Raw genomic sequence first — 18,481 nt, forward strand, 5'->3', positions numbered from 1 at the left:
GTTCGAAGTCCTTAGCTGGGCCGAATAGTGGTGTCGTCGGTGCAGGTATCAGCAGCCGCATCGAGCCCGGCAAAGGTCTCGCGGGCCACGGCGAATGCGGCGTTGGCGGCCGGTACGCCCGCATAGATTGCGGTGTGCAGAATCGCCTCGCTGATTTCGGCGCGGGTCAGCCCGTTGGTCAGGGCGGCCCGAACGTGCATCGCGAGCTCGCCCTCGTGCCCGCCGGTGACGAGCGCGGCGATGGTCAGAAAGCTGCGGGTGCGCCGGTCGAGGCCCGGCCTGGTCCAGACTTCGCCCCAGGCGTAGCGGGTGATGAAGTCCTGGAACACGGCGGTTTCGGGGGTGATCGCGGCGGTCGCCGCATCGACGTGCTTGTTGCCGAGTACCGCGCGGCGCACGACCATGCCGTCGTCATAAGCGGATGCTGCGGTGCGGCCTCCCGGCAGCGGCTCGGCCGCGGTGGTGGGTCGCGGCGCCGCGGAACCGACGTCGGCACCAGAACCGACGCCTCCACCAGAACCGGTACCCGAGGCACGACCAGCACCGGCCGGGCCCGGCGTAGCCGATACTCCCGCCACCCACTCCGCCAACAGCGCGCCGACCTCGGCCGGCCGCTCAAGCGACGGCAGGTGCGCGGCCCCGGCGATCACGGCCGATGTAGCGCCCGGGATGCGGGCAGCCAGCTCCTCGAGCTGCGCGGTCGGTGTCACCTCGTCGAACTCGCCCGAGACGCACAGAACGGGCGTGCGAATGCCGCTGAGGGCATCCGTTTGGTCGAAAACGGCGAGCGCCTCGCAGGCGAGTGCGTAGGATTCGTCGTCGATGTCGAGCAGCTGGTTGAGGGCGTGCGCGCCGGCCTTGGGGTCGCGGCCGAGAAAGTCGGTGGCGAACCAGCGGGAGGCGCTGCCGGCGATGAGCGAGGGGGTGCCGCTCGCCCGCACCCCGGCGGCTCGTTCGGTCCAGGCCTCGAACGAACCTATTTTTGCGCCGGAACAGAACACGGCGAGGCTCACGAGGCGGCCTGGGTGGTTCACGGCGAGGGCGAGGCCGATGGCGCCGCCGAGGGAGATTCCGGCGTAGTGAAACGTGTCGACACCAAGGGAATCGACGAGGCCAACGACGGCGTCGGCGACCTCCTCGAGGGTGAATGCGGCCGACGCCTTCGGGCTGAACCCGTGCCCGGGCAGGTTGTAACACAGCACCCGGTGGGTGGCGGCGAGCGCCGGCACGACGGTGGCCCAGAGGCCGGTGGTGGTGCCGAGCGAGGGGCCGAGCACGATCAGTGGCGCGTTGGCGTCTCCGTTTCGCGCCGGCTCGATGGTGCAGTGAATGACGGGCTGGGTCATGCGGTCCTCACGTCATTGTTGGATCGAGCATTGTTCGAGCGAGCATTGTTCGAGCGAGCGGGGGCGCCCACCTTCGCGTCGTCTCCTTCGACCATATCGGTAGAGTTGGCCGCCCGGGCACGCCGTGCGGCGGCATCCGATCGCTGGCGAAAGGCGCGCACGACGCGGTCGATGCCGGCCGCCGATTGGCCGGGCTGGCCCTCATAGTCGAAGGCCGCCCAGATCTGCGCGCGCAGTTCGTCGGAACAGCCCTCGGTGATGAGGATGCTCGCGAGGACAACCTGCAGCGGCCGGTTGGTAGCGAACGCCTCCTGGGACGCGCGTTCGACTAGCGCGAACGCCGTGGTCTTGCCGACGGTTTCGGCCAGAATCGTGGTGACTCGCTCACTGAACACAAGTCCGTCGGTCAGGTCGAGGTTGGCGCGCATGCGATCGGGGTCCACGTCGAGGCGAGCGACGAGCGACGCGGCACCGGTCACCGCCGAAATCGTGAGCCGTTCGAGCACCCGCAGCGACTGCCATTCGGCATGCCAGGCCCCGCTCGGGCGCTGGTCTTCAGCGAGCATGCTTCCATAGAGAGTGGATGCGAGACCCGGCGTCTGCAACGCCGCCGCAGTGATCAGCACGGCTGAGACGGGGTTGCGCTTGTGCGGCATAGCGCTGGAGCCTCCCTGGCCGGGGGCGAGGCGTTCGCTCACCTCGGCGATTTCGTTGCGGGAGAGCACCGACACGTCGAGAGCAAAGGTGCCGGCGACCCCGGTCGCGGCGGCCAGCACGGACGCCAGTTCGGAGATGACGACCCGGTTGGTGTGCCAGCTGAGGCGCGGCACGACTAGGCCGACATGGTCAGCGAACCGCTCCAGCACAGTGTCGAGAATCTCCGAGGCTGGTGTTTCACTGCGCCTGGCGCGGCCGATTTCGGTGAGCACGGAGAGGTTGCCGACGGCTCCGCCGAGTTGTACCGGCAGGGAGTCACGAATGCCTTCGAGACGGGTGACGATCAGCAGCACGGCGTCGAGCCAGCCGGCCGCGACGAAGCCGAAGCTCGTCGGCGAGGCCTGCTGGCCGAGGGTGCGGCCGCTCATCACGGTGCCGCGGTGTTCGTCGGCGAGGTCGGCGAGGTCGGCGCCGAAGGAATCGAGCTGGTGGATGAGCTCGCAGATGACCTTGCGGGCCACGATCATCGCGGCGGTGTCGAGAATATCCTGGCTGGTCGCGCCAACGTGAAGGTGGTCCGACGCCCCGGCACGCACCCGTTCGGCGGCGCGGCCGAGGTGTTTCACAAACGGAATCACCGGATTGCCGCCGTTTCTGGCTTCGGCAGCGATGGCGCGGAGGTCGAATTGCCTGGCATCCGCTAGCGCGTCGCAGACTGCGAGCATCCATTCGGGGGCCAGCTCGGCGTCGACGAGCGCGCGAGTCAGCGCAAGCTCGGCGTCGACCATCGCCTGCAACCAGGCCTGATCGCTCGTGAGCTCAGACTCGCGGGTGCCGTGGCTCAGCGGATTGAGCAGCCCGACATCAAAGGTGAAATTAGTCATCAAAGTCCAAAAATACTGTCTCGTTCTCGCCCTGAACGCGAATATCGAAGCGGTATGACTCGGCTCCCCCGACAATTCCCTCTGAGACACAGATGAGTGTGTTCCGGCGGTCAGCAGGCAGGCTGCTGAGCACGGCATCCGTCGCGTGCAGCGCGGCATCCTCGGCAAAGTAGGCCCTGGTGAACAGGTGGTGGGTGACTCCGCGAGCGAAGACCGTCACCAGAATATACGGCGCTGCGGTGCCGGCCGCCCCCGGTTTGAGCGTCGTGAAGGTGTAGTGCCCGGCGATCGTGGTCGCGCAGCGGCCGAACCCGGTGAAGGTGAAGCCGTCGCGGTCGAGACTGCCCAGCTCTCGCACGAGCGTGCCGCTCTCGTCGGCCTGCCAGATCTCGAGCAGGGCGTCGAGGATCGGCTCGCCGGCGCCGTCGGTGACGGTTCCGTGAAAGCGGATGGCGCGGGGATGGTACCCGGGAACCAGTTCAGGTCCGCCCGCATAGGGCAGGGCGTAGCCGTAGAACGGGCCGACGGTCTGCGACGGTGTTTGGAGCTTATTCATCGGCGTCTTCGCTTTCCATCCAGGTGGACTTCGGGCCGGTCAGCACGATGTCCCAGTTGTAGCCGAGCGAGAATTCGGGCACGCTCAGGCTGTGGTCGTACTGCCCGACCAGGCGGGCGCGAGCGTCGGCATCCGCTATCGACTGGTAGATCGGGTCGAGGGCGAACAGCGGGTCGCCGGGAAAGTACATTTGCGTGATCAGGCGCTGCGTGAACGCGGTGCCGAATAGTGAAAAGTGGATGTGGGCAGGTCGCCACGCATTCAGGTGGTTCTTCCACGGGTAGGGCCCGGGCTTGATGGTGGTGAACGAGTATTCGCCGCTGTCTCCGGTGATGGCGCGGCCGACTCCGGTGAAGTTGGGATCGAGCGGCGCTGGGTGCTGGTCGCGTTTGTGCACGTAGCGTCCGCCGGCGTTGGCCTGCCACAGTTCAATCAGCTGGTGTCGCACCGGGCGGCCCTCGCCGTCGAGCACACGGCCGCTCACTGTTATGCGTTCGCCGATCGGTTCGCCGGCGTGCTGGATGGTGAGGTCGCTCTCCAGCACGTTCACGTCGGTGTGGCCGAAGGCGGGTGAGACACGCTCGACCTCTTCCGGGTCGACGCGCACGAGCTCGTGGGTGGGGTGACGCAGCAGGGAACTGCGGTACGGGGCGTAGTCGCGGCGGGGCTGCATCTCGGGTGAGCCGCCGGCGGCGACGCGGGCGGCGGCATCCGCTTCGATCGCTTCGATCTCAATGGTGATGGAATCCTGAGATTCACGGCCAGAGCCCGGCGTAGGGGCCGAAACGAAGTCGTGGGGCACGGTTTCTCCTAGCAACGGTGACAGGTGGATAACATGAGTCTGGCCGAGGGATAACCCTCGGCGAGGCGAGCTTCCGCTCAGTGGAAGTTTGGTCCCGGCAGGTCGCTTCCCAGTGAAGGGGGCACCAGATCGGGACGCTGCAAGTCGGTCATAGTTGCGATGATCATGTCGCCGACTAGCCGCCGGTAGTAGGAATGCCGCTCGGGTTCGAGCAGGTCACGCCCAAATAGGGTGCGAAACGTGTAGCGGTTGGACACATGAAAGAAGCAATAGGCGCTGATCATGACATGGACGTCGAGCGCGTCGATGTCGGTGCGAAACTCCCCCGCAACCGCGCCACGGCGGAGCAGGTCCTGTAGGGCATCGATCGCGGTCGAGTTGAGATCGTGAATGACCGTCGACTTGCTGATGTGCTGGGCGCGATGGATGTTTTCGATACTCACGAGTCGAATGAAATCCGAGTGACTGGTGTGGTGGTCGTAGGTGAACTCTGCGAGCGCGCGTAAACCGTCTATCGGTGACAACTCAGCGACATCGAGTTCGCGTTCGACCGTTCGAATGAGCGCGTAGGCCGTTTCCATCACCTGCAGGTACAGGCTTTCCTTCGATTCGAAGTAGTAATAGATCATGCGCTTGGTGGTGCGCGTCAATTCCGCGATGCGGTCGACGCGGGCTCCGGCGAATCCGCTAGCGGCGAATTCAGCGGTAGCGACTTCGAGGATCTCTCGTTTCGTGCGTTCCGGATCGCGGCGGTTTCCGCCGTCCGCCGGTGTGATCGCGGTCATAGTGCTCCTTCGTACCCTCGCCGAATCCGTTCTCCGGTGGGGGAATCGGCCGACGCAGCCGCCGATTCCCCCACCCTACGCGGGGTGCACTGTTACACAGTGACCCGCGATGCCTGCTCAGTGCTAACTTGCTTCAGCCCGAGCTGACTCATCGGCGTCTGGAAGGTTTCCTTTGCCGTCGCGACGGCGATCACGTTGATGATGCAAATGATCGCCGTAATCACGGCCACGATGAACCAGGCGTTGGCTCCGTCGCCCGCCACTGCGATCGCGATGGTGGGGGCGAAACCGGCGACCGCGAATCCGATCTGGGTTCCAATGGCCATCCCCGACAAACGCACGGTAGCCGGAAACATCTCGGCGTAGAACGCCGGCCAGACGGCCGAGGTAGCGGTGTAGACAAAGCCGAACATGCCGATTCCGACCAGAAAAATGAGTGGATAATTCGCGATCGCGATGGCATAGAGATAGGCGAACATGAGCGCCGCGCAGCCCAGCGAGCCTGCGATGAAAACGGGCTTTCGTCCGACCCGATCGGAGAGCATAGCCCACAGCGGAATCGTGCCGAGCGCGGCGACATTGGCGAGCACGCCGACCCACAGCATGGTGGTTCGGTCCAGGCCCACGGTGTTCACCGCGAAGCTCAGTGCGTAGACCGTGAAAATGGTACTGACCGACGCGATCAGGGCTGCCGCGATAACGCGCAGGACCCCGCGCCAGTGGTCGCGGAACAGTACCCGCACGGGAACCTCGGCGACGACACCCCCGGCGACTTCCGCCGTGAATACCGGGGTTTCGTCAAGCGTGCGGCGAATCAGGAAGGCGACGACGATAACAATGGCGCTGATCCAGAACGGGATTCGCCAGCCCCAGCTGAGCAATTGGGCCTCGGGCAGCAGCGCCACAGGAATGAAGACGGCGGTGGCGAAGATCTGACCGGCCTGGGTGCCGCTGAGCGTGAAGCTGGTGAAGAACGCGCGGCGATGGTCAGGGGCGTGTTCCATCGACATGGAATTCGCACCGGCCTGCTCTCCACCAGCCGAGAACCCCTGGGCGAGGCGCAGCAGCACGAGCAGTACGGGTGCGGCGACGCCGATCTGCTCGTAGCTCGGGAGGAACCCGACTAGCACTGTCGAGATTCCCATGAGCAGCACTGTAAGCACGAGTACCTTCTTGCGCCCGACGGTGTCGCCGAGGTGACCGAGAACGAGGGCGCCGATCGGGCGGGCGAGGTAGCCGACGCCGAAGGTAGCCAGGGCGAGCAGGGTGCCGGCCAGCGGGTTGCTGTCGGGGAAGAATACGCGGCCGAAGACCAGTGCCGCAGCGGTGCCATAGATGAAGAAATCGTAGTATTCGAGAGCGCTGCCGATCCAGGCTGCGGCGGCGGCGCGGCGCGGGTTGGCCTTTGTGACGGCGGGTGCGGTGCTCGGGGTTGATCCAGGGGTCATCATTGATCCTCTTGTCAGTTATGTCTGAGTGTGGTCGGTGCCGGGTGGAACGGTCCTAGTCGGTCGGTCTCCCCCGCTCCTCGGCGCGTTGCGACGCAAGCCGCACTGGGGCGTTGGCTGCGCCGTATCCGTCGTAGCCCCGGGTTCGTTGCACGATCTCGAAGAAGACCTGGCCGATCGGCATCGTGTAGACGTGGAGAAAATCGCCCCGGTCGTCACGGTCGAAGAGAATCTCAAGCGAGCGCAGAGTCTCGACTCTCTCAGCACCCAGGTCAAGCCGGGCGTCGAGGTCCTCGTAATAGTTCTGTGGAATCGGCAGCAGTCGGGTGCCCCTGGCCCGAAGCACAGAAACTGTCGCGACGAGATCGTTCGTGTGCAGTGCAACGTGGTTGGGGTAAACCTCCGTCTCCCCTGGCTGCAGCGGCGTCACGTTGAGAGCGAGACGGATGCCGCGGTCGGCTGTGACGAGGCTGCGGCTGCGGACCAGCCCGGCTTCGCCGGCGAGGTCGAGGCTGTCGGACACGGTGAGGCCGAGGATGCTCTGATAAAAGAGGACGGCCTCGTCGGCGCGCTGCCAAGGCTGCACCAGCGCGATGTGATCCACGTGTGTGATGCCGGTGTGAGGCAGAGTCGAAGACGCGGTCGGGACGCTGGCACCCGGGCCGAATTCAGCCAGCCAACCAGGGGTCTCGCCGGCGCGTTCGCTGAAATACACCTCCGTGCCGTCAGGCGCCAGGATACCGTTGAGAATGTCTTCGTCAGTGGCGCGGTCCCGGGGCAGCAGATGTGAGCGCAGGGCGACTGCCCGGGCGGACGCACACTGGACGTTGGAGACCTCGAACCCAATGGCCGCGACGCGCGGTCGCGTCCCCTCGAGGTCGCCGTTCACGATGATGTGCACATCGGCCTGCGACCAGAGCTGGGCGTTCTTGCGCTGGTGCTTGCCCCGGTGGATGAAGCCGAGTTGTGTCAGGAGGTCGTCGACTGCGGATCCATTGCCCGGTTGCACCTCGATGAAGCTGAAGCCGCGGCTGGCATCGACGCGGGGCAGCCCGGCAAGGAGGGCAGGAGCAGGCACAACATCAGTCACGGCAGATTCCGTCACAGCGAGCGGGAGCCGGGCCGCGCGGGCCGCGTCCTCGAGCAACACGAGGGAACGCCGGGCGTCTCGGGCGGTAACCCCGGGGTCGCCCTGCCGAAACACATCGTTGAAGACCTCTAGGGAGAGGGGTCCCTGGTATCCGGCGTGCACAACTCGGGCCACGAAATCAGCGAGGTCCCAGCTGCCCTCGCCCGGGAACAATCGGAAGTGCCGGCTCCAGCTGAGCACGTCGAGGTTCATGAGCGGGGCATCCGCCAACTGGCAGAAGAAGATCTTCTCACCCGGGATGGTTGCGATCGCGCCGAGATCGCTTCCGCGGGACAGAATGTGGAAGCTGTCGAGGCAGACGCCGAGGGCGTCGTGGTCGACCTGCTCGACCAGGCGCCAGGCGTGGTCGTAGGTGGAGACGAATTTTCCCCAGGCGAGCGCCTCGTAGGCGACGCGCACGCCGTGTTGTGAGGCCAGCACCGCCAAAGCTCCAAGCTGGTCGACGGCAACCGATTCCCCGGGGAGAGTAGCGGTGCCCACATTGGAGCACAGCAGCATGGTGTCAACGCCAAGACGGTTCATGAGCTCAAATTTGTGATCAGCGCGGCGGAGGTTGCGAGCGAGTTGGTCTGGTGCGACTCCTTCGAAATCACGGAACGGTTGGTAGAGGTCGATCGAGAGGCCGAGGTCGGCGGAGCGGGCCACGACCTCCTCCGGTGACATCCGACTCGTGACCAGGTCGAGTTCAAACAGCTCGTAACCGTCGAATCCGGCATCGGCGATGGCCGTGAGCTTGTCGCCGAGCGACCCGCTGATGCACACGGTCGCGATAGAGGAGCGCATCAGACCCGCCCCCAGGCCGCAACGACGCGTGAGGCCGCGCCGTCGCCGAGCAGTTCCAGGAAATGCGTGCGCATGCGTATTGCGTCGGGTTCGGAACCGGTGATCAAGCGGATGCTGTCGACGGCCTGGCCCACAGCCATACGTCCTCCGTCGAGCACCTCGTGGCCGAGCGAGCGTGCCGCTCGCAACAACTCAGTATCGATCGGGCGGTAGACGATGTCGGCGACCCACGCAGTCGCGGCGAGCGCGGTCACGTCGACGGGAAGTCCGGGGTGTTCCTTCATACCGGTCGGGGTAGCGTGCACGACGCCATCGGCGGTGGCCAGATCGGTGTGCAGGGAATCCGTGGTGCTCACGCACACCTCCTGGTCGGGAAACAGCGGAGCATAGGCGTTGACCAGGGCTTGTGCGCGCTCGGGCAGCACGTCCACGATCGCGAGCCGGTGCACGCCCAGTGTCAGCAGCGCGTAGGCCGTGGCGCTGCCGGCACCACCGGAACCGAACTGCACAATGCGGTTGCGCCGCGCATCGGGGAGTCCGGTGAGCAGGGCTGAGCGAAACCCGGTCCAGTCCGTGTTGTGACCGATCAGCCGACCGCTCTCGATGAGCACCAGGTTCACGGCACCGATGTGTTCGGCGGCCGGAGTGAGCTCGTCGAGGAACGGGATGACGATTTGTTTACAGGGGTGCGTCACGTTGAGGGCTGCAAAGCCCTGCTCGCGCGCTTCCGCTAGTATCGCGCCGACCTCTTCCGGCGCTCGTCCCGATTCGAGCAGGTCGAGAATGCGGTATTCGTAGTCGAAGCCGAGGTGGCGACCCTCGCGCTCGTGCATCGGCGGGGTCAACGATGCGGTGATGCCCTCGCCGATGAGCCCGACGAGAAATTCGGTCGGCGCAGTCATTCGACAGCCCCTGCCGTGTTGTGGAAGGCATCCACTTGGGCTACCCGGCTAGCGAGCAGCTCCAGGGCAAAGTCGTAGCCCTTGGGACCAGCGCCGACGATTACAGATTCTGCGATGTCAGACAGGAAGGAGTGGCGGCGGAACGGTTCACGGGCGTGCACGTTAGTAAGGTGCACCTCGACCATCGGCAAGGCCACGGCCGAGATCGCATCGCGGATTGCGACCGACGTGTGGGTGAATGCGCCAGCGTTGATAATGATTCCCGCTGCGCGCTGACGCATGGCGTGGATCGCGTCGATCAACACGCCCTCATGGTTGCTCTGCACGAATTTGACGTCCACGCCCACCCGCTCAGCCGTACCGGAAATTCGTTGTTCGAGGTCGGCGAGGCTGGTGGTGCCGTACTTCGCCGGCTCTCGGGAACCGAGCAGGTTCAGGTTCGGTCCGTTCACCACGAGCACGAGCGGGCGTTCGGGCCGGTCGGAAATCGTCATTGATTCATGTCCTTGGTTATGAGGTTTATTAAGTACGGACTAGTTAGTACATTATGGAAATGGTGGACCTTCTTGTCAAGGCCCCGGGCAAGGTTCGACTCGAATGTGACCAAGAGCAGGCGTCTCGCGGTCCGAGCAGGGGCAAGATTAAAGCAGGAGGCCGGTGTACTGCTCGGCGAGCATGCACTGGGCGAGCGGCGAGTGGGTGACGTAGTCGAGCTGGCCGAGCTGGCTGCGGTAATCGAACGCGCCGGTCTGCAGATCGCCGGGGCTGGTGTGCAGCATCTCGGTCATCCAGCGGGAGAACTGTTGCACCCGCCACTGCCGGGCCAGCGCGGTCTCGCTGTACCGACCGAGCAGCGTCTCGTCTTGGGCGTAGAAGGCGGTGAGCGCGCTCGCGAGCTGGGTGACGTCGGAGATGGCCGAGTTGAGGCCCTTCGCGCCGGTCGGCGGCACGATGTGGCCGGCGTCGCCGACTAGAAACAGGTTGCCGTAGGCGAGCCGCGACGCCACGAAGCTGCGCATCGGGGTGATCGATTTGTCGGTGATCGGGCCTTGATTCAGGGTCCAGCCGGGCGTGCCGAGCCGGGTCTGCAGAGCTTCCCAGATGCGGTCGTCCGACCAGTTCTTGATATCGTCGGCCGGATCGACCTGCAGGTACAGCCGGGAGACGACCGGCGAGCGCATCGAGAGCATCGCGAAACCATCTTCGTGCAGCGCGTAGACGAGTTCGTCCGAGGACGGTGCCACGTCAGCGAGAATGCCGAGCCAGGCGTAGGGGTAGCTGCGGTCGAACAGGGTGATTTCTTCGGCAGGGATCGACGCGCGGCAGATGCCGTGAAATCCGTCGGCACCCACCACGAAGTCGGCGTCGATGGTGTGCGCTTCGCCATCGTGTACGAAGGTCACGCTCGGGTTCTTCGTGGTGAGCGAGTCGACGGCCACATCGGAGGCTTCGTAGTAGATCGTCGATCCGGCCTGCTCGTGGGCTGTGACGAGGTCTTTCACGACCTGCTGCTGGCCGTAGACGGTGACCGTGCGGCCGATCAGCTCGTTGAAGTTCACATTGTGTCGCTCACCGGCATATTGCAGAAAGATTCCGTCGTGCTGCAGGCCCTCGGATGCGAGGCGGTCACCCAGCCCGAGGCGGGTCAGGGTCTCGACCGAGCCCTGTTCCAGCACGCCGGCGCGGATGCGCCCCTGCACGTAGTCCTGCGAGCGGTTTTCGACGACGATCGAGTCGATGCCGGCATCACGCAGGGCCCAGCTCAGGAGAAGTCCGGCTGGACCGGCGCCGATGATAGCGACGCGGGTTGTTTCGTGGGGCACGGGTTCTCCTAGCGACGATGACAGGGGGTGTTGCGATCAGTGTGCCGGTCTGGGCCAGACGCTAATGGACGTATTCCACTCAGTGAAAGTTGAGTTGTCGATGGGCTTTGGGTGGCTACTGCTGGGCACGCCGGTAGCCGAGGGCACGGCTGACACCCTGCGCGGCAACGCGCACGGCCCGCTCCTGCTCGGGGTTGGCGGTGTCAGTGGTGCGGATCACGATCGACACGGCGGCCACGACCAGCCCGGTCCGATCCCGGATCGGAGCGGCAATCGAACTGGAGCCCAGCGTCATCTCCTCGGACATGCGGGCCACGCCGGTCAGACGAATCTCGGCCAGTCGTCGGCGCACGGCGTCCGGCTCTGTCACCGTGCCGGGAAGAAAGCGCTCCAGACTCGTTGCCAGATAGTCCTGCACGACATCGGTTGGAGCGTGTGCCAGGAGCACGAGGCCAACCCCGGTGGAGTGCAGCGGCAGACGCGCACCCACCCGTGAGGTCAGGCGAACAGCGTGGTGCCCGGATAGCTTCTCCAAATAGAGAGCATCTCGCCCGTCAAGAATGGCGAGGTGCACGTGTTCCCGCGTCGTCTCGTAGAGGTCTTCCAGATAGGGCAGCGCGATCGTGCGCAGGTTGCGGGCCGTCGGAGTCTGCACGCCCAGCTCCCACAACTTCATGCCGAGCGAATACTGGCCATTGTCCTGGCGGGTCAGGCCGCCCCAGCCGACCCACTCCGCGACCAGCCGATGAGTGGTCGAGAGGGGAAGGCCGACGCGTTGGGCGATCGCCGTGAGGGAGAGTGTGAAGGACGTCGCCCCGGCGGGCGTGGCGAAGGCGTCGAGGATGGCGAAGAGTCGCGCCGCGACGGAACGATCGTCGACCGTTACGCCGTTCTCGGCGCCGCTCGTGCGTTTCTGTGCTGGTTTTCCGCTCATCACCCGCCACGCTACCGGTTGCTTCCACTGAATGGAACCCGTCGGTGGTTACCGGCATGCGCTCCACCCGTTGTGCGCCGCGCGGCCGGCCTGGCTGCCGGCACTGATCTGCAAGGTCGGGTCCACGACGCTCTCCTATCGACTGAGCTGCATTGAGGACCTGCACGCCATGCTCACAGAGAACGGTGATTGGGTCGAGCTGGGCACCGCCGACGAGAAGAAGGCGGCCAAGCCCGACACCGTCGAGGCCTGGGGTCGCGCGGAGAGCAACCCGGTCGGAGGCTGGTACGGCCTGAAGAACGGGTTTCGCGGTCGTTTCGGCATGTACGTTCCGCCGTTGCTCGAAGCCCTCGGCCTTGCCGAGGGCGAGCACAACCCGCGCAATAACCGGATGCGCGCGCTCTAAGCACTGTCGGGTCGCGGCCGTCCGGGCGAGCGTCGGCGCTGGGCGCACGTTGGCTCGCCTGGCGAAGGTTTGATCCTGCGCCCAGCCACGAAACCTGCGCCCGGCCACGAAACCCCGACCACCCCAGAGCGGATGCCCCGCTTGGCCCTACGCGCGCGCGTGCGCCTCCAGCAGCTGCCGCTCGGCCCGCTCGAGGTACTCGACCATGAGCGCGGCGGCCTCGGTGCGCGCACCCGCCTCGAAACGCTCGAGGATTCCCGCGTTCTCGTCAACATAGGGCGCGTGGAACAGCGGGTCAGCGACCATGGAATGAAATACCAGCCGCATCTCCGCGAGCACCTGAGCCATCTGCCGACTCAATCTCTCGCTGCCGGCCAGCGCCACGACGCCGGCATGAAAGTTCTGGTTGGCGCCGGCCATATCGGCCACAGAGCTCCGTGACCGGGCCAGGCGGGCGCGCTCGATCGCGGCGTGCAGGGCATCCGTTGTGGGGCTGGCCGACCATAACAACGCCGCCGGTTCCAGAAAGCGCCGCACCCGGTAGATCTCACGGATGTCATCGGCGGTCGGTCGTGCCACGAACACACCCCGGTTCGGGATGCGCGCCACCATGTGCTCGATGGCGAGCGTCGCAAAGGCCTCCCGGAGGGTGTTCCGGGAGACGCCGAGGAGATCGCAGAGCCGCTCCTCCGACAGCTTCGTACCGGGAACCAACTGCCCGGCGGCGATGCGCCCGCGCAGCACCTCCGCGGCCCAGCTGCCGGTCTCGGCGTGGCGCACCTTCGCGCCCTGACGCCGCAGGTCGGCAAAGATCTGGTCGAGAGTCATTCCCCCAGAGTAGCGATTGGGCCGCTCAGGTATCGATGCGAGCGATGGCCTCGTTCAGGGCAACGTTGTCTCCCGCGGCCACGAGCACACCGCCCAGCGTTCCCGAGCGGTGCGCCACGACGGTCGATTCCATCTTCATGGCTTCGAGCACCAGAAGAGGATCGCCCGCGGCCACCGTGGAGCCCTCCTCGACCAGCCATTTGACCACGGTGCCGACCATGCCGGAGTGGAGCTCGGCCGGGTCGGATTCGTCGATCACCGGCGCCGCGACAGCGGGAGCGCCGTGCACGAGGCCGCCCAGCAGGCTCTCTGGCAGCCCGAGCGCCACCCGACGCCCGTCGAGTTCGATCGTGATGGTGCGGCGGCCCACCGGCGCGGCGGCCGGGGCGAGCGAGGGGTCGGCCGCGAGCTGCTCGGCGAATTCGGTCTCGATCCAGCTCGTGTACACGCCGAGCCGGTCAGGCCCGGTGAACGCCGGCAGGTCGACGACGGCGCGGTGAAAGGGCAGCACGGTCGGCAGCCCGGCGATCTCGAACTCGGCGAGCGCCCGGCGCGCCCGGCGCAGGGCCTGCGGCCGGTCGGCGCCGGTCACGATGAGCTTGGCGAGCAGCGAATCGAATTGCGGCGCCACCAAATCATTAGAGCGGATGCCCGCATCCACCCGGATTCCCGGCCCCGTCGGTACGGTGAACGTGGTTACGGTGCCCGGCGCGGGCAGAAAGCCGCGGCCCGGGTCCTCGGCGTTGATGCGGAACTCGAAGGAGTGGCCGCGCGGCACCGGGTCTTCGGCAACCGGCAGCTCTCCGCCGGCGGCGATGGCCAGCTGGGCAAGCACGATGTCAACGCCGGAGGTCTCTTCGGTGATCGGGTGCTCCACCTGCAGGCGCGTGTTCACCTCGAGAAAGGAGATGCTGCCGTCCTCGGCCAGCAAATACTCCACGGTGCCGGCGCCGGCGTATCCGGCCTCACGGCAGATGGCCTTCGCCGAGGTGTAAATAAGATCCCGCTGGTCAGCGGTGAGAAACGGTGCCGGCGCCTCCTCGACCAATTTCTGGTTGCGGCGCTGCAGCGAGCAGTCGCGGGTGCCGACGACGATCACCCCGCCGTGCCCGTCGGCCAGAATCTGCGCTTCGACGTGCCGGGGCCGGTTCAGAAAGCGCTCAACGTAGCATTCGCCGCGACCGAACGCGGCCATGCTCTCGCGCACGGCGGAGTCGAACGCCTCCTCGATCGCGTCCAGCTCCCAGACCACCTTCATTCCGCGGCCGCCACCGCCGAACGCCGCCTTGATGGCGACCGGAAGGCCGTGTTCCTCGGCGAAGGCACGCACCTCCACAGCGGTCTCGAGGGTGCCGTTCGAGCCGGCCACGAGCGGAGCGCCGACTCGCACGGCGATTTCGCGCGCCGACACCTTGTTTCCCAGCAACCGGATGCTCGCCGGGCTCGGGCCGATCCAGATCAGCCCGGCATGCTGCACGGCCTGGGCGAAATCGGCGTTCTCGGAGAGAAAACCGTAGCCGGGATGCACGGCGTCGGCACCGGCCCGCCGGGCGATGGCCAACAGTTTCGGCACATTGAGATAGGTGTCAGCTGGGCTGTCACCGCCCAGCGCGTAGGCCTCGTTGGCCATACCCACGTGCAGGGCGTCGGCGTCGACATCCGCGTAGACAGCGACGGAGGTGAGCCCGGCATCTGAGCAGCCGCGAATGATGCGCACGGCGATTTCGCCACGGTTGGCGATGAGTACTTTCTGCACGGTTCAGCTCTCGTTTGAAGGAATTGGAGTGAAGCGGATGCGCGCGCCGGTTCCGAGCTGCGCCGCCCGGTCCAGGTCGGCGTGCAGGACGACGCCGAGCACCGGGTAGCCGCCGGTGACCGGGTGGTCGGCGAGAAACAACACCGGAACACCAGACGCCGGCAGCTGGATGGCGCCGGAGACGGTGCCCTCACTCGGCAGTTCGCCATCCCGCGCACGTTCCAGCGCCGGCCCGTCGAGGCGCAGACCGATGCGGTTCGACTGAGCGGTGACGCTCCACTCGGAGCGATCGAAATCGGCGAGCGTGTCGGCGCTGAACCAGTCGGCGCGCGGGCCGGGCACGTACCGCAGCACGGTGACCTCGGCCGGCGGGGCCGGCGACGGTTCGGCGGCACCGACCACGCTGGTCGGCGGGGCCGGAAGCACCGGCAGTTCGGCACCTGCCCTGAGGGGCGCCGGTCCGATGCCGGACATCGAATCGGTGGAACGGCTGCCCAGCGTGAGCGGCAGGTCCAGGCCGCCGCGCACGGCGATATAGCTGCGTACGCCCCCGAGCGGGGTGCCCAGGCTGAGTTGTTCGCCGGCGTGCAGCGCGAACGGGGCGTCGGTGGGGACGACGCGGGGGGCGGCATCCGCTTTACTGATCGTGATCAGAACGGATGCCCCCGCCACCGCGAGTACCTGCTCGGTACGGGCTTCGAGCACGAGGCCGCCGAGGGCGTTTTCGAGCACAGCGGCCGAGCCGGGGTTGCCGACCAGCCGGTTGGCGCGGCGCAGGGCGCCACGATCGAGGGCGCCGGCGCCGGCCACACCGAGGTGGGCGAGGCCGGGGCGGCCGAGATCCTGCACGGTGGTTTGCAGGCCGGGCTGCACGACGACGAGGTCCCCGGGGCGCTGTGCCTCCGCCATCGAGGCCGTCGAGGCCGTCGGAGCGACGCGCAGGAACTCACGCACGGCACGAAACTGCACCCGGTTGCCGGGTTGCACCAGGGCCGGCTGGTCGCGGTCGAGGTTCCACAGGGCGGCGTCGGTGCGGCCGATCAGCTGCCAGCCGCCGGGACTGACCCGCGGATACACGGCCGAATAGCCGTCGGCGAGCGCCACCGCGCCGGCCGGCACGGCCTTCCGCGGGGTGGCGCGCCGGGAGACGCGCAGGCGGTCGTCGCTGACGAGGTACGCGAAGCCGGGGGCGAAGCCGCCGAACGCGGCGGTCCACAGCTGACCGGTGTGCGCCGCGATCACGCCGCCCTGGCTCAGGCCGGTGAGCTCGCCAACCTCGGCGAGGTCGTCCCCGTCATAAATCACGTCGATGGTCACGAGCCCGTCGTTCCCGGCCTGAATCGCGCGCGGTTTTATCGCGCGCAGCCGGGCAGCAAAGCTGCGGGCCGCTGTTGCCGAGTCGGCCGTCACGAGCACGGTTTCAGCGGCCGCGACGACATCGACCTGCCCGGGCAGCGGATGCTCACGCAGCGCCTCATACAATCCGAGGACCTCGGTGAGCGTGCCGAGCTGCACGAGCACCGCCCGCTCACCCACGGCCCGGATGGATCGAATGGGGGTCGGCATCCGCTAAACGAAACTGGCGATGGACACGCCGGCGGCCAACAGCGCGGAACGCACCGCTGCGGCGAGCCGCACGGCGTCGGGGGTGTCGCCGTGCAGGCAGATGCTCGCTGCCGGCACCGCGATGACCGAACCATCGACGGCGACGACGGTGCCCTCGAGGGCGAGGCGCACGACCTGCGCCGTCACCGCGTCGACCGAGTGCAGCACCGCGCCCGGCAGCGTGCGTGACACCAGGCTGCCGTCGGGGTTGTAGGCACGATCGGCGAAGGCTTCGGCCACGGTGCGCAGGCCCGCGGCCTGGGCAACTCGTTCGATCTCACTGTTCGGCAGCACCATGAGCGGCAGGGCCGGGTCGACGGCGAGCACGGCGTCGACCACGGCGCGGGCCTGCACCGGGTGACGAGCGATCGTGTTGTACAGGGCGCCGTGCGGTTTCACGTACTGCACCCGCGTGCCGGCCGCGCGGGCGAGGGCCTGCACCGCGCCGATCTGGTAGATCACGTCGTTGCCGAGCTCAGCCGCATCCATCTCGATGAACCGGCGGCCGAAACCGGCCAGGTCGCGATAGCCGGGGTGCGCGCCCACCGTCACGCCAGCAGCGGCGGCAGCAGCGCAGGTCGCACGAATAGTCGTCGGGTCGCCGGCGTGGAATCCGCCGGCCACGTTGACGCTCGTGACCGAAGCGATGATGGCGGCATCGTCGCCGAAGGTCCAGTTGCCGAAAGATTCTCCGACGTCGCTGTTCAGATCGATCGTTGCCATAGGTTCTATGCTGCCGTATCGGTCGGCTTCACGAGGGCGGATGCCGACAACAGCGCATCCCAGGCGAAGGTCGCCAGCCAGTGCGAGGACATGAACTCCTGCGCGACGACGGCCTCGAGTCCGGCCCGCAACAGCGGTTCCCTGGCCGCGGTCAGGGCCGCCACTGCTGGTGCCGACTCCGGCGCCCGACCCAGCGCACGCAGAATGCGTGCCACCTGCCCGGCGCGGGAGAGGTTCAGCCCGTGCAGGTGCACGAGGTAGCCGTCGGTTTCATCGGTGACCCGAAACGGGCGCACGATGCGTGAATCGGCCGTCAAGCTGGGCAGAAAGGACACGAACCAGGCGTCGAATTGCTCGGGCGCCAGCACCCGGCGCAGCAGGTCTGCCTCGCTCAGACCGGCGGAAAGAAAGTCCTGGCCGCTCATTTCCCAGTCGCCGGGCCAGTCGGCATCCGCTTCGAACCAGGCGAGGGTCGCGGTTTCACAGGCCGCAGCAGCGTCGGCGCGGCCGAGGGCTCGAAAAGCGTCGAGCATCAAGCCAAGCCCGAAAGCCGTATTGGTGTGCAGACCGTGACGCACCGGCCATTCGGCCTTGCCCGCCCAGGCCACGAACAGTTCGGCCACAGTGTCGACGATCGGATCGAGAGCGGATGCCCACCCGCGAATCTCGGCGTCGGTCGACGCCGCGCAGGTGGCCGCGAGCCGCACCAGCCAGGCCCAGCCGTATGGGCGTTCCCAGCTGGGGTTGGCGAGCAGGTACGCGCCCTCGACGCGCAGCTTCTCCACCGTGAGGTTGGCGCCGATCGCTTGACGGAGGGCAGCCTCCCGCTCACTGTCCAGACCGTGCTCGAGCAGCATCACGCCCAGGGCGTGCATGTGCACGCAGGAATGCCAGTCGAACGAGGTGTAGAACGACGGGTGGATCTGCTCGGGCGTTGGTCGATCATCCGCTGAATGCGTGGTGTGGTGCGCCGAGTGCGGGTAGGGCCTGGCCAGATTGTCGAGAACGACATCGGCGTAGGTCGGTGCCAGCCCAGCCAGCAGTGCGGGTGCGTCGAGAACGGTTGATGCGTCGGGCATGGTGCTCCACTTCG

General features: G+C 66.8%; 17 protein-coding genes. 1 reads left to right on the forward strand and 16 read right to left on the reverse strand.

Annotation, left to right across the window (positions count from 1 at the left end; all coding sequences use genetic code 11):
- Window positions 1–11 precede the first annotated feature (11 nt).
- The 11 genes from CXY78_RS22075 to CXY78_RS06060 form a co-directional block, all read right to left on the reverse strand.
- The gene (locus CXY78_RS22075) at window positions 12–1,346 is read right to left on the reverse strand and encodes an alpha/beta fold hydrolase (protein ID WP_092341586.1); all 1,335 of its coding nucleotides are present in this window, start codon (window positions 1,344–1,346) and stop codon (window positions 12–14) included.
- A complete protein-coding gene (locus CXY78_RS06015; protein ID WP_104088567.1) occupies window positions 1,343–2,887 on the reverse strand; it encodes a lyase family protein in 1,545 nt (514 codons plus the stop codon). The genes CXY78_RS22075 and CXY78_RS06015 overlap by 4 nt, the downstream gene beginning before the upstream one ends.
- Window positions 2,880–3,443 carry a protocatechuate 3,4-dioxygenase subunit alpha gene (gene pcaG / locus CXY78_RS06020; protein ID WP_092341584.1) on the reverse strand — a complete coding sequence of 188 codons (564 nt, stop codon included), beginning with the start codon at window positions 3,441–3,443 and terminating at the stop codon, window positions 2,880–2,882. Before pcaG ends, CXY78_RS06015 begins: the two co-directional genes overlap by 8 nt.
- Entirely contained in the window at window positions 3,436–4,245 is an 810-nt protein-coding gene (gene pcaH, locus CXY78_RS06025; RefSeq protein ID WP_233197439.1) for a protocatechuate 3,4-dioxygenase subunit beta, read from the reverse strand. The genes pcaG and pcaH overlap by 8 nt, the downstream gene beginning before the upstream one ends.
- Before the next feature lie 77 nt (window positions 4,246–4,322).
- Entirely contained in the window at window positions 4,323–5,030 is a 708-nt protein-coding gene (locus tag CXY78_RS06030) for a TetR/AcrR family transcriptional regulator (RefSeq protein ID WP_092341583.1), read from the reverse strand.
- A 92-nt stretch (window positions 5,031–5,122) separates the two neighbouring features.
- On the reverse strand, window positions 5,123–6,478 hold the full coding sequence (locus CXY78_RS06035) for an MFS transporter (RefSeq protein WP_174774994.1): 1,356 nt from the start codon (window positions 6,476–6,478) through the stop codon (window positions 5,123–5,125).
- Between the two features lie 55 nt (window positions 6,479–6,533).
- Window positions 6,534–8,411 carry a bifunctional sugar phosphate isomerase/epimerase/4-hydroxyphenylpyruvate dioxygenase family protein gene (locus CXY78_RS06040; RefSeq protein ID WP_104088568.1) on the reverse strand — a complete coding sequence of 626 codons (1,878 nt, stop codon included), beginning with the start codon at window positions 8,409–8,411 and terminating at the stop codon, window positions 6,534–6,536.
- Window positions 8,411–9,313, reverse strand: coding sequence for a shikimate dehydrogenase (locus tag CXY78_RS06045; RefSeq protein WP_104088569.1), 903 nt, complete (start codon window positions 9,311–9,313; stop codon window positions 8,411–8,413). The genes CXY78_RS06040 and CXY78_RS06045 overlap by 1 nt, the downstream gene beginning before the upstream one ends.
- On the reverse strand, window positions 9,310–9,807 hold the full coding sequence (gene aroQ, locus CXY78_RS06050) for a type II 3-dehydroquinate dehydratase (RefSeq protein WP_092341579.1): 498 nt from the start codon (window positions 9,805–9,807) through the stop codon (window positions 9,310–9,312). The genes CXY78_RS06045 and aroQ overlap by 4 nt, the downstream gene beginning before the upstream one ends.
- A gap of 147 nt (window positions 9,808–9,954) precedes the next feature.
- Window positions 9,955–11,136 carry a 4-hydroxybenzoate 3-monooxygenase gene (locus CXY78_RS06055; protein ID WP_104088571.1) on the reverse strand — a complete coding sequence of 394 codons (1,182 nt, stop codon included), beginning with the start codon at window positions 11,134–11,136 and terminating at the stop codon, window positions 9,955–9,957.
- A gap of 115 nt (window positions 11,137–11,251) precedes the next feature.
- Window positions 11,252–12,070, reverse strand: a complete 819-nt coding sequence (locus CXY78_RS06060; RefSeq protein ID WP_104088573.1) for an IclR family transcriptional regulator — start codon at window positions 12,068–12,070, stop codon at window positions 11,252–11,254.
- Window positions 12,071–12,101: 31 nt separating this feature from the next.
- Here CXY78_RS06060 and CXY78_RS06065 point away from each other — a divergent pair, with 31 nt between their 5' ends.
- Window positions 12,102–12,476 (forward strand): DUF6855 family protein, encoded by a 375-nt coding sequence (locus tag CXY78_RS06065; RefSeq protein ID WP_233197441.1) that lies wholly within the window; start codon window positions 12,102–12,104, stop codon window positions 12,474–12,476.
- Between the two features lie 147 nt (window positions 12,477–12,623).
- Here CXY78_RS06065 and CXY78_RS06070 read toward each other — a convergent pair whose 3' ends face one another.
- From CXY78_RS06070 to CXY78_RS06090, 5 genes are read right to left on the reverse strand one after another with little or no spacing between them, the layout of a single operon-like run.
- Window positions 12,624–13,304, reverse strand: a complete 681-nt coding sequence (locus CXY78_RS06070; RefSeq protein ID WP_104088576.1) for a GntR family transcriptional regulator — start codon at window positions 13,302–13,304, stop codon at window positions 12,624–12,626.
- Window positions 13,305–13,329: 25 nt separating this feature from the next.
- Window positions 13,330–15,060 carry a biotin carboxylase N-terminal domain-containing protein gene (locus tag CXY78_RS06075; protein WP_104088577.1) on the reverse strand — a complete coding sequence of 577 codons (1,731 nt, stop codon included), beginning with the start codon at window positions 15,058–15,060 and terminating at the stop codon, window positions 13,330–13,332.
- Window positions 15,061–15,063: 3 nt separating this feature from the next.
- Window positions 15,064–16,626 (reverse strand): urea amidolyase family protein, encoded by a 1,563-nt coding sequence (locus tag CXY78_RS06080; protein WP_104088579.1) that lies wholly within the window; start codon window positions 16,624–16,626, stop codon window positions 15,064–15,066.
- Between the two features lie 3 nt (window positions 16,627–16,629).
- A complete protein-coding gene (locus CXY78_RS06085; RefSeq protein ID WP_104088581.1) occupies window positions 16,630–17,388 on the reverse strand; it encodes a LamB/YcsF family protein in 759 nt (252 codons plus the stop codon).
- Window positions 17,389–17,393: 5 nt separating this feature from the next.
- Window positions 17,394–18,467, reverse strand: a complete 1,074-nt coding sequence (locus CXY78_RS06090) for a DUF2891 family protein (RefSeq protein WP_104088582.1) — start codon at window positions 18,465–18,467, stop codon at window positions 17,394–17,396.
- Between the last annotated feature and the right edge of the window lie 14 nt (window positions 18,468–18,481).

It is taken from the genome of Cryobacterium sp. N19 (genome assembly GCF_002929595.1).
In the GTDB taxonomy this organism is placed as follows: Bacteria; Actinomycetota; Actinomycetes; order Actinomycetales; family Microbacteriaceae; genus Cryobacterium; species Cryobacterium flavum.

Excerpts from the sequence above, each read along its gene's own strand:
- CXY78_RS06030 (WP_092341583.1), bottom strand. The coding sequence starts at position 5,030 with ATGACCGCGATCACACCGGCGGACGGCGGAAACCGCCGCGATCCGGAA.
- CXY78_RS06045 (WP_104088569.1), bottom strand. The coding sequence starts at position 9,313 with ATGACTGCGCCGACCGAATTTCTCGTCGGGCTCATCGGCGAGGGCATC.
- CXY78_RS06090 (WP_104088582.1), bottom strand. The coding sequence starts at position 18,467 with ATGCCCGACGCATCAACCGTTCTCGACGCACCCGCACTGCTGGCTGGG.
- pcaG (WP_092341584.1), bottom strand. The coding sequence starts at position 3,443 with ATGAATAAGCTCCAAACACCGTCGCAGACCGTCGGCCCGTTCTACGGC.
- CXY78_RS06035 (WP_174774994.1), bottom strand. The coding sequence starts at position 6,478 with ATGACCCCTGGATCAACCCCGAGCACCGCACCCGCCGTCACAAAGGCC.
- CXY78_RS06085 (WP_104088581.1), bottom strand. The coding sequence starts at position 17,388 with ATGGCAACGATCGATCTGAACAGCGACGTCGGAGAATCTTTCGGCAAC.
- CXY78_RS06070 (WP_104088576.1), bottom strand. The coding sequence starts at position 13,304 with ATGACTCTCGACCAGATCTTTGCCGACCTGCGGCGTCAGGGCGCGAAG.
- CXY78_RS06040 (WP_104088568.1), bottom strand. The coding sequence starts at position 8,411 with ATGCGCTCCTCTATCGCGACCGTGTGCATCAGCGGGTCGCTCGGCGAC.
- CXY78_RS22075 (WP_092341586.1), bottom strand. The coding sequence starts at position 1,346 with ATGACCCAGCCCGTCATTCACTGCACCATCGAGCCGGCGCGAAACGGA.
- aroQ (WP_092341579.1), bottom strand. The coding sequence starts at position 9,807 with ATGACGATTTCCGACCGGCCCGAACGCCCGCTCGTGCTCGTGGTGAAC.
- CXY78_RS06080 (WP_104088579.1), bottom strand. The coding sequence starts at position 16,626 with ATGCCGACCCCCATTCGATCCATCCGGGCCGTGGGTGAGCGGGCGGTG.
- CXY78_RS06015 (WP_104088567.1), bottom strand. The coding sequence starts at position 2,887 with ATGACTAATTTCACCTTTGATGTCGGGCTGCTCAATCCGCTGAGCCAC.
- CXY78_RS06065 (WP_233197441.1), top strand. The coding sequence starts at position 12,102 with ATGGAACCCGTCGGTGGTTACCGGCATGCGCTCCACCCGTTGTGCGCC.
- CXY78_RS06060 (WP_104088573.1), bottom strand. The coding sequence starts at position 12,070 with ATGAGCGGAAAACCAGCACAGAAACGCACGAGCGGCGCCGAGAACGGC.